The sequence below is a fragment of the uncultured Gordonia sp. genome, from assembly GCF_937858515.1.
Classification (GTDB): domain Bacteria; phylum Actinomycetota; class Actinomycetes; order Mycobacteriales; family Mycobacteriaceae; genus Gordonia.
Genome location: NZ_CALLZT010000209.1, coordinates 69,099 through 84,842, shown reverse-complemented (window position 1 = coordinate 84,842; position 15,744 = coordinate 69,099). Strand labels below are relative to the sequence as shown.

The 15,744-nt window shown below is 65.7% G+C and carries 18 protein-coding genes and 1 tRNA gene; 8 read left to right on the top strand and 11 right to left on the bottom strand.

Annotated features, from left to right (window positions below):
* Nucleotides 1–87: 87 nt before the first annotated feature.
* The gene (locus Q0627_RS20720) at nt 88–582 is read left to right on the top strand and encodes a calcium-binding protein (RefSeq protein WP_298812476.1); all 495 of its coding nucleotides are present in this window, start codon (nt 88–90) and stop codon (nt 580–582) included.
* Nucleotides 583–655: 73 nt separating this feature from the next.
* Here the strand turns inward: Q0627_RS20720 and Q0627_RS20715 are convergent, their stop codons facing one another.
* Nucleotides 656–2,827 carry a glutamine synthetase III gene (locus Q0627_RS20715; protein WP_298812473.1) on the bottom strand — a complete coding sequence of 724 codons (2,172 nt, stop codon included), beginning with the start codon at nt 2,825–2,827 and terminating at the stop codon, nt 656–658.
* Nucleotides 2,828–3,058: 231 nt separating this feature from the next.
* Here Q0627_RS20715 and Q0627_RS20710 point away from each other — a divergent pair, with 231 nt between their 5' ends.
* Nucleotides 3,059–3,505, top strand: coding sequence for an SRPBCC family protein (locus tag Q0627_RS20710; RefSeq protein WP_291012103.1), 447 nt, complete (start codon nt 3,059–3,061; stop codon nt 3,503–3,505).
* A 40-nt stretch (nt 3,506–3,545) separates the two neighbouring features.
* Here the strand turns inward: Q0627_RS20710 and Q0627_RS20705 are convergent, their stop codons facing one another.
* From Q0627_RS20705 to Q0627_RS20690, 4 genes are all read right to left on the bottom strand, one after another.
* A complete protein-coding gene (locus Q0627_RS20705; protein WP_298812469.1) occupies nt 3,546–4,664 on the bottom strand; it encodes an alpha/beta hydrolase fold domain-containing protein in 1,119 nt (372 codons plus the stop codon).
* A 92-nt stretch (nt 4,665–4,756) separates the two neighbouring features.
* Nucleotides 4,757–5,920 (bottom strand): alpha/beta hydrolase fold domain-containing protein, encoded by a 1,164-nt coding sequence (locus Q0627_RS20700; RefSeq protein WP_298812467.1) that lies wholly within the window; start codon nt 5,918–5,920, stop codon nt 4,757–4,759.
* Nucleotides 5,921–5,957: 37 nt separating this feature from the next.
* Nucleotides 5,958–7,250: an acyltransferase gene (locus Q0627_RS20695; protein WP_291012755.1), complete on the bottom strand. Its 1,293-nt coding sequence runs from the start codon at nt 7,248–7,250 to the stop codon at nt 5,958–5,960.
* Between the two features lie 82 nt (nt 7,251–7,332).
* Nucleotides 7,333–7,692, bottom strand: coding sequence for a metal-sensitive transcriptional regulator (locus Q0627_RS20690; protein ID WP_291012758.1), 360 nt, complete (start codon nt 7,690–7,692; stop codon nt 7,333–7,335).
* A gap of 165 nt (nt 7,693–7,857) precedes the next feature.
* Between Q0627_RS20690 and Q0627_RS20685 the strand changes: the two genes are divergently transcribed.
* From Q0627_RS20685 to Q0627_RS20675, 3 genes are read left to right on the top strand one after another with little or no spacing between them, the layout of a single operon-like run.
* On the top strand, nt 7,858–8,079 hold the full coding sequence (locus Q0627_RS20685; RefSeq protein ID WP_291012761.1) for a heavy-metal-associated domain-containing protein: 222 nt from the start codon (nt 7,858–7,860) through the stop codon (nt 8,077–8,079).
* Nucleotides 8,076–8,297, top strand: a complete 222-nt coding sequence (locus Q0627_RS20680) for a hypothetical protein (RefSeq protein ID WP_298812464.1) — start codon at nt 8,076–8,078, stop codon at nt 8,295–8,297. The genes Q0627_RS20685 and Q0627_RS20680 overlap by 4 nt, the downstream gene beginning before the upstream one ends.
* 15 nt (nt 8,298–8,312) lie before the next feature.
* On the top strand, nt 8,313–10,550 hold the full coding sequence (locus Q0627_RS20675; protein ID WP_298812461.1) for a cation-translocating P-type ATPase: 2,238 nt from the start codon (nt 8,313–8,315) through the stop codon (nt 10,548–10,550).
* A 31-nt stretch (nt 10,551–10,581) separates the two neighbouring features.
* Here Q0627_RS20675 and Q0627_RS20670 read toward each other — a convergent pair whose 3' ends face one another.
* The 5 genes from Q0627_RS20670 to Q0627_RS20650 all read right to left on the bottom strand — a co-directional run bounded on the left by Q0627_RS20670 (nt 10,582) and on the right by Q0627_RS20650 (nt 13,024).
* A complete protein-coding gene (locus Q0627_RS20670; protein WP_298812458.1) occupies nt 10,582–11,037 on the bottom strand; it encodes a hypothetical protein in 456 nt (151 codons plus the stop codon).
* A 416-nt stretch (nt 11,038–11,453) separates the two neighbouring features.
* Nucleotides 11,454–12,215, bottom strand: a complete 762-nt coding sequence (locus tag Q0627_RS20665; protein WP_298812455.1) for a hypothetical protein — start codon at nt 12,213–12,215, stop codon at nt 11,454–11,456.
* Nucleotides 12,216–12,318: 103 nt separating this feature from the next.
* On the bottom strand, nt 12,319–12,549 hold the full coding sequence (locus tag Q0627_RS20660) for a hypothetical protein (RefSeq protein WP_291012773.1): 231 nt from the start codon (nt 12,547–12,549) through the stop codon (nt 12,319–12,321).
* 5 nt (nt 12,550–12,554) lie between these two features.
* Nucleotides 12,555–12,692 carry a hypothetical protein gene (locus tag Q0627_RS20655; protein ID WP_291012776.1) on the bottom strand — a complete coding sequence of 46 codons (138 nt, stop codon included), beginning with the start codon at nt 12,690–12,692 and terminating at the stop codon, nt 12,555–12,557.
* Nucleotides 12,692–13,024: a hypothetical protein gene (locus tag Q0627_RS20650; protein WP_298812452.1), complete on the bottom strand. Its 333-nt coding sequence runs from the start codon at nt 13,022–13,024 to the stop codon at nt 12,692–12,694. Before Q0627_RS20650 ends, Q0627_RS20655 begins: the two co-directional genes overlap by 1 nt.
* Before the next feature lie 196 nt (nt 13,025–13,220).
* Here Q0627_RS20650 and Q0627_RS20645 point away from each other — a divergent pair.
* The 3 genes from Q0627_RS20645 to cobF all read left to right on the top strand — a co-directional run bounded on the left by Q0627_RS20645 (nt 13,221) and on the right by cobF (nt 14,968).
* A tRNA-Arg gene (locus tag Q0627_RS20645) sits at nt 13,221–13,293 on the top strand.
* Between the two features lie 77 nt (nt 13,294–13,370).
* Entirely contained in the window at nt 13,371–14,189 is an 819-nt protein-coding gene (locus Q0627_RS20640; protein ID WP_291012781.1) for an SDR family NAD(P)-dependent oxidoreductase, read from the top strand.
* Entirely contained in the window at nt 14,186–14,968 is a 783-nt protein-coding gene (gene cobF / locus Q0627_RS20635) for a precorrin-6A synthase (deacetylating) (RefSeq protein WP_298812448.1), read from the top strand. Before Q0627_RS20640 ends, cobF begins: the two co-directional genes overlap by 4 nt.
* Here cobF and Q0627_RS20630 read toward each other — a convergent pair.
* Nucleotides 14,948–15,721 carry a 3'(2'),5'-bisphosphate nucleotidase CysQ gene (locus Q0627_RS20630; RefSeq protein WP_291012785.1) on the bottom strand — a complete coding sequence of 258 codons (774 nt, stop codon included), beginning with the start codon at nt 15,719–15,721 and terminating at the stop codon, nt 14,948–14,950. The genes cobF and Q0627_RS20630 overlap by 21 nt on opposite strands.
* Between the last annotated feature and the right edge of the window lie 23 nt (nt 15,722–15,744).

The window sequence follows — 15,744 nt, the reverse complement described above, 5'->3', positions numbered from 1 at the left end:
GTGGGTATGTCCGTTTTCTGTGGATTTCCTGGCTATCGGTGGTGTGGGCGTGCGCGGTGGCATGGTGGCACGGCACAATCTGTTGGCATGACTTCATCGAAAATGGCTGAGCGCGGGGCCGTGCTGTGCGTATCCGGGTTGGCGGCGACCGTTGCGATCGTCGGACTGGCGGTAGGTGCCTGCGGCGACGACTCGGATAGTTCGGACAGCACCGCGGCCGCAGGCAGCACCGCGGTCACCACTGCCACGGACTCCACCACCGCGGACTCGGGCTCGGGCGGGTCTTACAAGGACGGCACCTACTCGGCGACCGGCAAATACGTCACTCCGGGCGGAGAGCAGTCCATCGGTGTGACCGTGACGCTCGCGTCCAACAAGGTCACCGCCCTCGAACTCGACCGCAGCCAGACTCATGGCACCTCGGCGACCTTCCAGGAGAAGTTCGCCGGCGGCATCGATGAGCTTGTCATCGGCAAGAACCTCGACGATCTCGACGACATCAAGAAGGTCTCCGGTTCCTCGCTCACCTCGGGCGGATTCAAGAAGGCGATCGCACAGATCAAGGAAGAAGCGGCCGAATAGGCCCATACATCGACGGCGACCGCTGCCACCCCGGGGTGGGCGCGGTCGCCGTCTGCGTGGGGAGTGTCCGCGATCAGAGGATCGTGAGCATCTCGTTGTAGGTCGGGAGTGGCCACATGTCGTCGGCCACAATCGATTCGAGTTTGTCGGCGATGGCCCGTACGCCGGCCATCGACGGGATCAGAGTGTCCAGGGCGTACTTCGCCTCGGCCTCGACATCCTCGCCGCCGAACCCGTCGACGGCCTCCTCGATCGATCCGAGGGCACTGTTGAAGTCCTTGACGTACTTGTTGAGCGTGAGCAGCGTCGGGGTCTCGGTCGTGATGCCGGCGGCGGCGAGTGCGGCGGCGGTACCCGCCAGCTCGCCCAGATAGCGGATCGCGGCGGGCAGGATCATCGTCTTGCCCACCTCCAGGGTTTCCTTGGCCTCCACCAGAATGGTCAGGGCGTACTGCTCGAGAACGACATCCTTGCGGGCCAGCAATTCGCGATTGCTGAGAATGCCGTAATCCGACAGCAGATCCTTGATCTCGGGTTTGTCGTACTGGGCGATCGCGTCGACCGTGGTGCGCAGATTCAGCAGACCGCGACCGGCGGCCTCGTCCTGCCATTCCTGCGAATAGCCGTCGCCGTTGAAGATAACCATGCCGTGTTCGACGATGATCTCTTCGAGAACCTTCTGGACGGCGTCGTGGAACTCGGTGCCCGCCTCGATCTCACGCTCGAGGAAACCGGCGATGTAGTCGACGGATTCGGCGAGCATCGCGTTGATGGCGATCATCGGGTCGGCGATCGACTGATTGGATCCGGGGGCGCGGAACTCGAATCGGTTGCCGGTGAACGCGAACGGGCTCGTCCGGTTGCGATCGCCGGCGTCGGCCTTGAGCGGTGGCAGCGTGTCGACGCCCAGTTCGAGCAGTCCTGATTCCTTGCTGGCCTTGGCGCCGCCCTTGGCGATCTGATCGAAGACGTCCATCAGCTGATCACCGAGGAAGATCGAGATGATGGCCGGCGGAGCCTCGTTGGCGCCGAGCCGGTGATCGTTGGAGGCCGAGGCGATCGAGGCACGCAGCAGTCCGCCGTATTTGTGCACGCCCCGGATGATGGCCGCGCAGAACACCAGGAATTGGGCGTTGCTGTGCGGGGTGTCGCCGGGATTGAGCAGATTTCCCTGATTGTTGTTGCCGAGCGAGAAGTTGACGTGTTTGCCCGAACCGTTGACGCCGGCGAACGGCTTCTCGTGCAGGAGGGCGACCATCCCGTAGCGTTCGGCGACCCGCTTCATGGTGGTCATCATGAGCTGCTGATGGTCGTGGGCGAGGTTGGATTTCTCGAAGACCGGGGCGATCTCGAACTGCCCGGGCGCGACCTCGTTGTGCCTCGTCTTGGCGGGGATGCCCTGCTTGAACAGCTCGCGGTCGAATTCGATCATGAATGCCAGCACCCGCTCGGGAATGGCGCCGAAGTAGTGGTCGTCGAACTCCTGGCCCTTGGAAGGCTTGGCGCCGAACAGGGTTCGGTTGGCGACGGTGAGATCGGGCCGGGCGTAGTAGAAGTGGCGGTCGATCAGGAAGTACTCCTGCTCGGCGCCCGCGTACGACACGACGGTGTCGATGTCGTTGTGCCCGAACAACTTCAGCAGTCGCATGGCCTGCTTGCTCATCGCCTGCTGGCTGCGCAGCAGCGGGGTCTTCTTGTCGAGTGCCTCACCGGTCCACGAGATGAAGATGGTGGGGATGCACAGGGTATTGCCGTTGGGGTTCTCCAGAATGTAGGCCGGGCTGGTCACATCCCAGCCGGTGTAGCCCCGCGCCTCGAACGTGCCGCGAAGGCCGCCGTTGGGGAAGCTCGACGCATCGGGCTCACCCTGCAGCAGCGTCTTGCCCTGGAATTCGGCGAGTGAGGCGCCGGCACCGTCGGGTTCGAGGAAGGAATCGTGCTTTTCCGCGGTGAATCCGGTCAGCGGATAGAAGACGTGCGCGTAGTGCGAGGCGCCCTTCTCGATCGCCCAGTCCTTCATCGCCGATGCGACGAAGTCGGCGAGCGTGGGGTCGAGCGGCTCGCCTTTGTCGATGGTGGCGGCGACGGCCTTGTACACGTTCTTGGGCAGTCGGGCCTTCATCACGGGGAGGGAGAAGACGTTGCGGCCGAAGGTGTCGGCGAGTGGTTCGGTGAATCCCGGCGCCGGGACCGAGTAGTTGGTGATGGCCTCGATGGCCTGACGACGAGAGGTGCTGCCACTCATTCCGAGCTCCTGTGGTGCGGTGGGTGATCCGGCTACCGACGCTATGGCCGTGACGTACCCAGGGCATTTCCCGAGTGTGACGCTGGTGAAAACACGTATCGGACCCCGATGTCCCGTGTGGCGTATCAGATGCCTGATTCAGGTTGGTAAAGAGGGTGGTGTCCGGATGCCGTCACTGCCTCGGCTACCATCACAAGCGCTTGCTTGCCCTGGCCGCTGAAGGAGCCCACAATGACGCAGGTACACCATCAGGCGCAGTTACCGTTCGCGCGGGAACGTGTATTCGCCTACGTCAACGACTACCGGTCGGTACCCGACTGGATGTTCGGGTTGAACAAATTCGACCCGCTGACCGAGCAGACCTCAGGCGTTGGGTCGACGTTCGACGCCTCGATGAAGCTGGGCCCCAAAACGCTGCACACCAAGATCAAGTGCACCGAATGGGTGGAGAACGAGCAGATCACGCTCGAGTCGATCGACGGTTTCAGTGTGTCGATGAGCTGGAGTTTCGCGGACGCCGATGCCGGCACCGAACTTTCTGTGGTGTTCGACTACCAACTGCCGGGCGGGCTGGCCGGCCGGGCACTCGGTGCGGTCATCGAACCCGCCATCTCCGGCGTCATCAAGCACACCGAAGCCGAGCTGCTCAAGGGTGTTACCGGCTCCGACGCAGCGTAGCCGCGCATATTCACAGGGCGCGGATCCTCCTGCACGAGGATCACGACGCCGTGTTCAGCAGCTGGCGACGGATCCTCGGCGTTATCGTCGCGCATTCGGCCAGGCTCGCATTCATCGCCCAATTGTGCGTACCGCCCCAGCGCATGTCGAACCAGATGCGCGCACCGGGCGTCTGTGCGGCTTTGCGCGACAGCGCGAAAGCATCGTGATAGAGAAGGTCGGCCGACCCGCTGTACACGTAGATCGGTGGCAGGCCCTCGAGGCTGCCGAACAGCGGGCTGGCCTGAGGGTCACGGGTGTCGAGATCGCCCGCCCACATCCGTCCCGTGATCCGCAAGAGGCTGACATCGAGGATCGGGTCGACATGAGGGGCGGCGTCGGTCATGGTGACATCCAGCCATGGCGATACCAGCACCAACGATGCGGGAACGGGTGCCCCGCGCTTCACGAGCCCCTGTGTTGCCGCGAGAGTGAGCCCCGCGCCGGCGGAGTCGCCGAGCACACTCACGTTCTCTGCCCCATGTTCCCGGATCTGCTCCGAGAAGTAGTCGGCCATGTTCGGCACCACACCGGCGGCATGACCGAGTGGCACTCCGGGATACAGCGGGATGACGATCGTCGCGCCGGTCTCACGGGCCAGGGAAGAGTAGTAAGTCCAGTACTCCGGCACCGGTGGCAGCAGATAACAGCCGCCGTGCACGGCGATGACGATCTTGTTCGTGGTGCGGGAGGCGACCGGGGACTCGGAGGTAGACCCCACATCCGGTGCCAGCTGCCACACATTCCAGCCGCGGTACACGCTCATCGTCATAACGATGCCGTCGACCTGCGTGCTCGCCGGGTGTCCGGGGTCTTGCTGTTCGATGGCCGTATCGTCGGCGTCGCCGCTGCCGCGTCGCCGCTGCGTCAGCAGCGAGATGATCTGCATCGTGCTCACTCGGTACAGGGTGAGCAGTGAAACCCGTCCGGCGAACCCTGGATTGTCCGACGGCGGCCGCATTCCGGTTTCGGGTGCCGGAATCGGCCGGGACGCCGCGTCCGAATGTGCTGCACCGGGGCGCTTGGTGACAACGCCGACCGCGGTACCGGCGTAGCGGCGCACGAGTGACACGGTCCGGCCGGGCAGCGGTCCGCTGCGGCAGAGCTGTTCGTTGGTCACGCTAATGGTTATACAAGGCGATGTTAGACCGTTCGGTCTATTGTCGAGCGTGTCGCGGATCGGTCTGCGTTCGCAGAGCCTCACGCAGCCGATCATCCGAGGAGCTGTCGGCTGATCATCGGTGCCATGGTCGTGCCCTCGGCCAGCATCGGATTGATCGCCCAGTTGTGAGTGCCACCCCACCGCATATCGAACCAGATACGGGCACCCGGGGTCTGGGCGGCCTTCCTCGACAGCGCGAAAGCGTCCTTGTAGAGCAGGTCGACCGATCCGCTGTACACGTATGTCGGCGGTAGGCCCGCGAGGCTGCCGAACAGTGGACTGACCCGTGGATCGCGGGTGCTGAGGTTGCCCGCCCACATCTTGCCCGTCGTGCGCAGGGTGTCGACATTGAGGAACGGGTCGAAATACGGCGCGGGAGCGGTGTCGGTCATCGTGGCATCCAGCCATGGCGAGACCAGCACCAACGACGCGGGAACGGGTTGCCCACGTCGCACGAGCTCCTGGGTTGCCGCGAGCGTGATAGCCGCGCCGGCCGAGTCGCCGAGCACGCTCACGTTCTCGGCGCCATGTTCGCGGATCTGTGCGGAGAAATAGTCCGCCATGTTCGGTATCACACCGGCGGCGTGGGCGATCAGTGCCCCGGGATACAGCGGGATCTCGACGGTGGCACCGGTTTCCCGGACCAGCGACGCGTAGTAGGCCCAGTGCGCCGGCGTAGGCGGCTCCACATACGCCCCGCCATGTACGGCGATGATCGTCTTCCTCGTGGGGCGAGTGGCGATCGGGGGTGCGGACGCAGGCCCATCCTGCGGTGCCATCTGCCATACGTTCCAGCCGCGGTACTTGGACATCGTCATCACGACGCCCTCGGCATTCGTGGTCGGCGGGCGCCCCGGATCGGAGTCCTGCTCGGGTGTCGGAACGTTCGCACCGGTAGGAATGCCGAGCAATCTCGCCACGATCGTCGAGGCCTGCAATACGCCCACCCTGGACTGGGTCATCAGCGAAACCCGTCCGGCGAACTGGGGATCGGTAGACGGCGGCTGCATTCCGGTTTCCGGCGCGGGCTCGGCAGGTACGGTCGGGGCGGGTGCTGACGGGGTCGGTGTCGGCCGGGGAACGGCGTCCGAATGCGGCGCACCGAGGCACATGGCGACGGCACCGACGGTCGCTGCAAGCGCGGTTCCGACGGCGGCGCGCGTCGTGGGATGTGGTGAGCGTGCGCGCCGGCGGAGCTGATCGTCGTCGGTCACCTCATCGGTTATACCAGCCGACGCCGGACCGCTGGATTCAATGATCGGGCGTGACGCGGGTCCGTCTGCGCGCGCGGGCCTCGCGCAGCCGGCGCTCCCCGGGCAGCGGAATCCGGGGCCTGGCCACGAGATGCCTGCTCACGGGCGTGCGCAGCAGGACGTCGACGAGCAGCAGTGACAACGTCAAGACAGTGACGATCAACACGATCGCGCGAGTCACCGGTGACCCGGGAAACCACTCGAACAGGCCGCGGAGGAACCCGGTGCGGCCGAGGATGTCGAGGATGAGCGGGTGTACGGCGAATACCCCGAACGCGCGCATCGTCGCCCAGGACACCAGCCGCGTCGCGCTGCGTCGGCCGGCCCTGCGCCGGTCGTCCCACACCGTGGCACCGAGCCAGAGCAGGCCGAAACCGCAGACCAGCCACGGCAGGTTCACCGGGTTCCACGGGGAGTTCGCAAGCCACGGCACCTCGTCGGGTGTCGTCGCCCGCCAATAGGCGGTGACACTGAGGGCCGCCGAGCCCAGCGCGCAGGCCACGACTATCCCCGCGTGTGTGCGCAGCCACCGTTCTACGGCTTCGTGATGGTAGGCGGCGACGGCCCCGATCACGATGAACAGTGCGTACATCGGCGCGGTCTTCCACAGGTGCTGCAGGATGTTCGACCAGAAGACGGGAAGCGGCCGCGGTGTGTACTGGTATGCCGAGAACATGCCGACCTGGATCACCGCCCCGACGGCGATCACCCGCCAGGGATGGTCCGCGTAGCGTTCGACGATCTTGGTGATCAGCGGGAAGAGTAGATAGATCTGCATCGAGATCAGCAGGAAGTACAGCTGGTACTTGCCGGTACCGCCGATCAGATCCATACCCAGGTCCGAGAACCAGGTGCGGGTGTGCGGGAACGGGTTGCCGGGGATGAGCAGGTGATCGGTGATCGAGTAGATGATCGTCCACAGCAGATACGGCCACAGGACCAGCCCGAACCGGCGCCGCCAGAACTCGGTGGCGGTCATCGTCTTGCCGCGCATACTCAGCACCAGCACGAACAGCGTCACCACCACGAATCCGTAGCGGGTCAGATGCAGCAGGGTGCCGGCCAGATGTGAGGCCCGGGTCACCGGGGGCCCGTAGTTGATGGCGTTGACGCTGTGCGCGATCACCACGCCGGTGAACAGCGCGACCCGGACCAGGTCGGCGGTGTAGGCGCGCCCGGCGCGGACCTTGGCGCCGACACCGGTTCCCTTCTCGGAACGGTCGTCCGGCCCGGCGTCCCGGGCGGGTTCCGGTCCGGAGGGGGTGGGCTGGGTCTGGGGGGTGGATTGCACGAGAACCTTCGCGTTGCTTATCGGTCGCGATGGATCAGTCTACTGTGCGTTTGCCCCCGCATCGGCCCGGGCGGGATCCGGGTCAGGATTTGACGAGCCGGGCGATCGCCGCGGATGCCTCGCGCAGCTTCTCCTCGGCTTCGGGGCCACCCCGTGCGGCCGCGCTGACCACGCAGTGCCGCAGGTGGTCGTCGAGAAGGGCCAGCGCCACACCTTCCAGTGCGCTGGTCAGTGCGGAGATCTGGGTGAGGATGTCGATGCAGTAGACGTCCTCGTCGACCATGCGATGGATGCCGCGGGCCTGTCCCTCGATGCGTTTGAGGCGGGCGAGGTAGCGGGCTTTGTCGGCGATGTAGCCGTGTGCGGCGCCCGAATGGCAGGTACTGGAGTGACATGCCTCCGGCGCGTGATCGGCGCCGGTGTCCGGCGGTGCGTCGGTCATGGTGGGGTCCTCGCTTCGGGCCTTCTGTGATCTGGGCTACGGGCGTGCCGGCAGACAGCCATCGTAGCCCCCGGAATTAGGGGAATGTCGCCGGCCCGCACCTTGTTCCCATACCCTAGGGGGGTATATCGTGGATGGTCTGAGACAGCAGACGAGGAGATGGCGATGAGCGGCGCGACCACGGCCGAGTACAAGGTGACCGGCATGACCTGTGGGCACTGTGAGATGTCCGTGCGCGAAGAAGTCGGTGAGGTCGCCGGCGTCGGCGCCGTCGAAGTCAGCGCGCAGACCGGCCGACTCGTCGTCACCGGCGACGCGGCCATCGATGACGACGCGGTCCTGGCTGCGGTTGATGAGGCGGGGTATTCGGCGGTGCGTATCCGATGAGCACCGGACGGCGGCTCGCCCTGTTTGCCGTCGCGCTCGTCGCGGTGTTCGCGGTCGCCTACGGCGTTGCGGCGGTTGCCGTTCCCGACAGTGTTGTCCACTCGTGGAACCAACGTGCGCACGATTCCCACGGGGGCGCGGCCGGTCACGGGTCCGGTGACGATTGCCCGTCGACTCCGGTACACCCCACCGTGCCGGACACTGAGTTCGATTCGTAGAGAAAGAGTCTCACGATGAGTGCCACTACCACGGAGGTCGGGTCGAGTTATGAACTCGACATCACCGGGATGACCTGTGCCTCATGCGCCAACCGAATCGAACGCAAACTCAACAAGCTCGACGGTGTGCAGGCCTCCGTCAACTATGCGACGGAGAAGGCGAAGGTGATCGCGCCCGTCGAACTCGACCCGGAGGTGCTGATCGGCACCGTCGAGGACGCGGGTTACGGCGCGACACTGCCCGCGCCGGTGTCGTCCGGCTCCGATTCCGGTGATCCGGCGGACCGTGAGCTGGAGTCGTTGCGGCACAGGCTGATCGGCGCGGTCGTGCTGACCGTGCCGGTGATCGCGATGGCGATGGTCCCGGCGTGGCAGTTCACCAACTGGCAGTGGGCATCGCTGACGCTGGCCGCACCGGTGGTGGTCTGGGGTGCGTGGCCGTTCCATCGGGCCGCGGCGATCAACCTGCGGCACGGCGCCGCCACCATGGACACCCTCATCTCGCTGGGCACGCTGGCCGCGTTCGGCTGGTCATTGTACGCGCTGTTCTTCGGCGATGCCGGCGAACCGGGGATGACGCACGGTTTCGAGTTCTCGCTGCAGCCGTCCGACGGCGCTTCCAACATCTATCTGGAGGCCGCCGCCGGGGTGACGATGTTCATCCTCGCCGGCCGCTATTTCGAGAAGCGGTCCAAACGGCAGGCCGGTGCGGCGCTGCGCGCACTGCTCGAACTCGGAGCCAAGGACGTGGCGGTGCTGCGCGGCGGCATTGAGGTGAAGATCGGTGTCGATGAGCTGTCCGTCGGCGATGAGTTCGTGGTGCGGCCGGGGGAGAAGGTGGCCACCGACGGTGTCGTCGTTTCCGGTGAGTCGGCCCTGGACATGTCGATGCTGACCGGCGAGTCGGTGCCGGTGGAGGCCGGCCCCGGCGATCGGGTGGTCGGTGCGACGGTCAATGCCGGTGGGCGGCTGGTGGTCCGGGCCACTCGCGTCGGCGCCGACACCCAGCTCGCGCAGATGGCGAAGCTGGTGGAGGACGCGCAGACCGGCAAGGCGCCCGTGCAGCGGCTGGCCGACCGCATCTCCGGTGTGTTCGTGCCCATCGTCATCGCGATCGCGGTCGGCACCCTCGGTGCGTGGCTGGGCGCGGGTTTCGGGGTGACGGCAGCGTTCACGGCGGCGGTGTCGGTGCTGGTGATCGCGTGCCCGTGCGCACTGGGCCTGGCCACCCCCACGGCGCTGCTGGTGGGGACCGGCCGCGGCGCCCAACTCGGCATCCTGATCAAGGGGCCGGAGGTGCTGGAATCGACAAGGCAGGTCGACACCATCGTCCTCGACAAGACGGGCACCGTCACCACCGGTGCCATGACCCTGGTCGACGTCGTATGCGAGCCGGGAGTCGGGCGCGCCGAACTGCTGCGGCTGGCCGGTGCTTTGGAGAACGCCTCCGAACATCCGATCGCCGCCGCCATCGCCGCGGGTGCCCGCACCGAGGCCGGTGACCTACCGGTCGTCGTGGGATTCGCCAACCTTGCGGGCCGGGGTGTGCAGGGCGTCGTCGACGGCAAGTCGGTGATCGTCGGCCGGGAGGCGTTACTGGCCGACCGGTCACAGGTGCTGAGCGATGAGGTCGCCGCCGCCAAGGTGGCCGCCGAGCACGGTGGCAAGACCGTCGTCGCCGTCGGCTGGGACGGTGCGGCCCGCGGGATCCTGGTGGTCGCCGACACCGTCAAACCGACCAGCGCACAGGCGATCACCCGGTTCACCGAACTCGGCCTGACCCCGGTCCTGTTGACCGGCGACAACAAGGCCGTCGCCCGGCAGATCGCCACCGAAGTCGGCATCGAACACGTGCATGCCGAGGTATTGCCCGCCGACAAGGCCAAGGTGATCGCCGCCCTGCAGGCCGAGGGCAAGACGGTCGCGATGGTCGGCGACGGCGTCAACGACGCCCCCGCCCTGGCCCAGGCCGACCTCGGCCTCGCGATGGGCACCGGCACCGACGTGGCGATCGCCGCCTCCGACATCACCCTGGTCCGCGGCGACCTCCGCAGCGCCGCCGACGCGATCCGGTTGTCCCGCAAGACCCTTCGCACCATCAAGAGCAACCTGTTCTGGGCCTTCGCCTACAACGTGGCAGCCATCCCCGTCGCCGCCCTCGGCATGCTCAACCCCATGCTCGCCGGCGCCGCCATGGCCTTCTCCAGCGTCTTCGTGGTCGCCAACAGCCTCCGGCTACGCACCTTCCACTGATCGCACCGTAGTAGACATCCGTCTGTGGCCGTCAAGGTTCACTCGGACGAAATGGAGGTCGCGGAAAGGTCGGTCGCCGCGCTTTCCTCAGCTCGCTGACGTACTCGGCGGGTGTCACTACGTCCACGAACGTGCCGATCGATGGTGCGCTTTGGCGGAACGACCTGTCCCTTGTCACGATCACCTTGCGTGACATGTGGTCGTCGCCGGCGTCCATCGCGGTTCGGTACACGCAACCGTCTTCGTGATCAAGTGGAGGGTTGCCCATCGGGACGACGATGTCACCGACAGTGCCGCCGCCAGTGTCGTCCAGAACCTGATACAGGAAGTCTTCGACAAGTCCTTCCGCAGTGGCCTGTGTCCAGCGGCGTCCTGCGCGGTCACGGACTACTTCGAGGGCTTTCGAGATGACGAGTCGGTCGATGTGGGCGCTGGTCCACACTTCGAGTCGCTGATTCGCCGAATCGTAGAATCCTGTGCGGCTCATTGCGATTGCACGTAGGCAGTCGTATCTGACATCGGGGTGGGGTGCGGGCAGACTATTGACGCTGCGTGCGATGGCGTCAAACTCATCCCAACTGAAGGGCTGAGTGATCAGTGTCGCGGCATCAAGCCACACATTGACGTCGAAGACGACGATGCACTCGGGTATGGGGGTCGGCACTGTCCCGGCCTACGACCGGCGGCTCCCGAAACGCCGGCGCTGGGTGTGTACCACGCCGTAGTCGAAGTCTGGATTCGGCACTTCATATTGGCCATAACCCACGACAGGTGCCTCGGCTTCGCCTGTGGGCCCCGTAGATCCGAAGTCTTCCCGAGCTCGGAGCAGATACGAGGACGTCAGCTGCCAACCGCCATCCAGATCGTGGCGCGCGGGCGTCGTCCGCGACACGTCCACTGAACTCATCGATCCCCCTTGCTCTGTCCCGATGTGTAGTCGCTGAGTAAGGCTTCGGCGATCTGCGTCGTGGTGTTCTGGAGCGTGTTGACGATTGCCGTCACATCTCCGGCCGAGCCGACGTGCACCGTTGCTTTACGGCGAACCCAGATGTTCGAGTATAGGCCAACCGGAGGCGCGGTCCACCGGGGTGGCGTCAGGTGAAGGGCATCGGCATCCAGTGTGTGCCCATTCAGACGCGACTGCTCCGGGTGCCGCAACCGAGCGAGGAGCTCATCGTCGCGAACGACGCCCCACTCGACCTGCACCCGCAGGTCGGTGCTGGTGAGGTCGACTAGGTTTGAGCCGTCGACCGGCAGAAGACCTGCCGATGCGATCGCAGTAGCTCCGCTGAGCGCCGATCTTGCGGCGAACGAAGCCCGCTCAGCCTCGTAGTCGTCGTGGTCGAGAGAGGAGACACCGGCGGCCGTGAAGCTGTCCAGGATCACGTCCCTAGGAGCCAGGACTTCGAGCACACCGTCAATCGCGGTCGACAACTCGATCAGATCGAGCCCGCCGAGTCCGGAGTCCAGCGTGAACCCCTGTCTCGTGACAGTGATGCGCAGATCAGGAGATAACACGGCGACGCCGACGATCTCGCCGTCGTCAAGGCTGGCAATGGGTTCGAGGTGTGCCTCGAACCATTCGAGCAGATCTCCTCGACGCCGCGAGTAGGTCAGGATCGGCGGCCAGAGAAATCGGCAACTCGTCACCCACCTGCGATACATACCTCCCGAGGCTACCTGTCTGCCGAACAGCGATCGCAACCTCGGTACGACTCGCATCTGGTCCGAGATCGTCAGTGGTATCCGTCACAATGGGCGCGTCCAGCTACCGCCTGACGTGAGGAAGTGGGGGAGCGATTCCTGCCTCGTCGAGGGCTTCGGCGATCAGCTTGATGCGCTGTTCGTCGGTGGATTCGATTTGCTGGTCGTTGTCGAACTCGGTGACGAAGGCGTCGAGGTCGTCGGACTCCGACGACACCCATTCGCTGAGCGCATCGCCCCTGAGTACGTATCCCTTGCCGAGTACGTCCAGGAACACTTCATGTGACTCGATCATCTTCGTCAGCGAGGTATACAGTGCTTGGGACTGGACTCGAGCCGCTTGAGAAGACTGGGCCGCAGCAGGCCGGCGTTGGTGATCTGATACTCCTGCAGATCGTGTTCGACGGTGTACATGCTCGGCAGGTAGCGCGCGAGCATCAGCCGCCTGGGGTCTCGGCTGCGTACTTCCCATGCCCTCGGTGCCGACGGATCGGTGGGATCGTCGAGGGCGCCTGCGGGTCGGGACCGAACAGGTGGACGGTGTCACGATAAGTCACCGCGACCACGAGTTGGATCGACGTCTTGCCCTTCCGGGCGAGGAAGAGTTCGCGGAGTTTGCCGCGTGTTGGCGTGCTTGTTGCCGTAGCGACGGCGACCTGAAAGCCGCCCTGCCCCTGGGGATCGGGACCGATGTACACCTTCTCCGGAGAGATGCCGCTGGGGACGGTTGCTTCTTTCCAAGTCACGACCTTGTCGGCGGTCAGGCGCACAAGTCATCCCCTCAGCTCAGTGCCGTTCGGTACGGCTGCACTGAAACGAACACTAGCAATCGACGAACCGGCGCGCGGAACTCTCGACGGAAAGCATCAGCGGCGTGGCGCCGGGGTGCGCGCTACACACTCCAGGCGTCGCGTACACTCCATGGGACTGAAACGAACGGCGCATCCAAGCCTTCCGCCAGTGCCCGCTCTCGTAGCTCAGGGGATAGAGCACGGCTCTCCTAAAGCCGGTGTCGCAGGTTCGAATCCTGCCGGGAGCACTCTTTCGCGTTCGTGCCGGCATCCGGTCGGCGCGCCACCATAGGCGTCGGGGCGCACTGAGTGGTTCGGAGTGCAGGTGCGCGAAGTTTCATCGCAGATCGTCCTCGTCACGGGCGCGTCCAGTGGGATCGGTGCGGCGGTGGCCCGGGAGTTCGTCGCCAGAGGGCACACCGTGTACGGGACCAGCCGCAACCCCGATACCGTCGCGAATCCCGTGCCGGGTGTCACGTATGTGCGTTTGGACAACGCCGACTACGCGACCGCTGACGCCGCGGTCGAGCAGATCGGGCGGATCGACATTCTCATCAATAACGCCGGTGAATCGCAGGCCGGGGCAATCGAGGACACCCCGATGGCCGACATCGAGGACCTGTTCGCCAAGAACGTGTTCGGGCCGGTGGCACTCACCAAGGCGGTGCTGCCGGGGATGCGTGAACGCGGCCACGGCACCGTCGTCATGGTGGGGTCGATGCTCGCGAGTTTCCCCGTCGCGTTCCGCTCCACGTATTCGGCGGCCAAGGCGGCACTCAAGGCATTCGCGCTGGCCACCCGCCGTGAGGTGGCGCCGTACGGGATCCGGATGATCAGCTTCGAGCCGGGCACCATCGCCACGGGAATCGGCGGCCGGCGCAGCGTCCACATCGGCGAGAACTCACCGTACGCCGATGAATACGCCACCGTCGCGGCAGCCACGGCGCACAACGAGGAGTCGGGGATCACCGCCGAGGCCACGGCGAAAGCGATTGTCGACGCCGCGCTGGCCGAGCATCCGAAACCGTTCTACGCCAAGGGAAATTCGGCGCCCCTGGTATTTCTCGCCCGTCGGCTCCTGCCGCGTGAGCTGATCCTGGCGGTGACCGCCCGCAAGCACGGGCTGTCCTGGATCCGCTTGTGACGACACCGATCACCATCCGGGTCATCGGTATCGGCCCGGGCGGTCCCGAACATGTCACCTTCGCCGCCGCCGACGCGATGGCCGGCGTCGACGCATTCCTGTTCCTGGACAAGGGGTCAGCCAAACAATCACTACTCGACGCACGCCGCGAGATCCTCGATCGTTATGCGCCGCAAGGCTATCGGCTGATAGAGATCGATGACCCGCCACGCGACCGCAACCCCGCCGACTATGCCGCCGAGGTGCGTCGTTGGCATGCCGCCCGCGCGTCGGCAATCGAGCAGGTGTTGCTCGATGAGATCGGCGAAGGTGGGGTGGCCGCGTTCCTGGTGTGGGGCGACCCGGCGCTCTATGACAGCACGCTGCGGATTGTCGACGACATCGCCGAACGCGGCGTCCTGGCCCCCGAAGTCACCGTGATCCCCGGCGTCACCAGCATCAGCGCGTTGACTGCGGCGCACCGGATTCCGCTCAACCGAATCGGGGAGCCGATCCACATCACCACCGGTCGACTTCTCGCGAGCACCCCGGAGGGCGCCGCGGCCAACCAGGTGGTGATGCTCGACTCATTCCTGGCGTTCCGGGAGACCGCCTACCCCGACGACCACATCTGGTGGGGTGCCTACGTCGGCACCGCCGACGAGATCCTGATCAGCGGGCGCGTCGCCGACGTTGCCGATCAGATAGCCGAAACCCGTGACAGGGCAAGGGATTCGATGGGCTGGTTGATGGATGTGTACCTGCTGCGCAAAGCCGAGTCACCAGATCTCGGCGAGTGAGGCGAGCATGTCTTCGCGGAGTTCGGTGCGGCAGATGACGAAATCGGGCATGTAGGGATAGGGCTGGTTGTAGACGATCGGCGCGCCGTCGAGCCTGCTGCAATGCAATCCGGCGGCCAGCGCCACTCCGACGGGGGCGCAGTTGTCCCACTCGTACTGGCCGCCCGCATGCACGTAGGCGTCGGCCTCGCCGGTGACCACCGCCATCGCCTTGGCACCGGCGGACCCGATCGGGATCGGTTCGAGCTTGAGTTCGCGCGCCACCCACGACACCTCGTACGAGGCGTACCGCGATGTCGCGATCCGACCGCTCAGCGGTCCGTCGGCGGGCTCGACGGTGTCCGAACGGAACAGCCGCCCGCGCGCGGGCAACGACACCGCGGCCTCGGTGACCTTGCCGTTCCCGGTCAGTGCCACATGTACCGCCCAGTCGCCGGTGCCCCCGGCGAACTGCCGGGTACCGTCGAGGGGGTCGATGATCCACACCCGGTCGGCGGTGGCCCGGTCGCCGACGTCGGCGGCCTCCTCCGACAGGATCGCGTCGGTGGGACGATGCCGGGCCAGCACGCTCGCGATCCACGCCTGCGCCATCGTGTCGCCGACGTCGCCGAGATGCCGACCCGACAGCAGACCGCCGTGGCGGACCCCGAGCAGGATCTCACCCGCACCCTCGGCGATCCGGGCGGCCAACTCGGCATCGGAAAGCCCGGACGCGGAAAACCCGGGCCCCGGGACGGAAGGCGCTGAGTGCATCTCCTAACTAGAGCACACTGGTA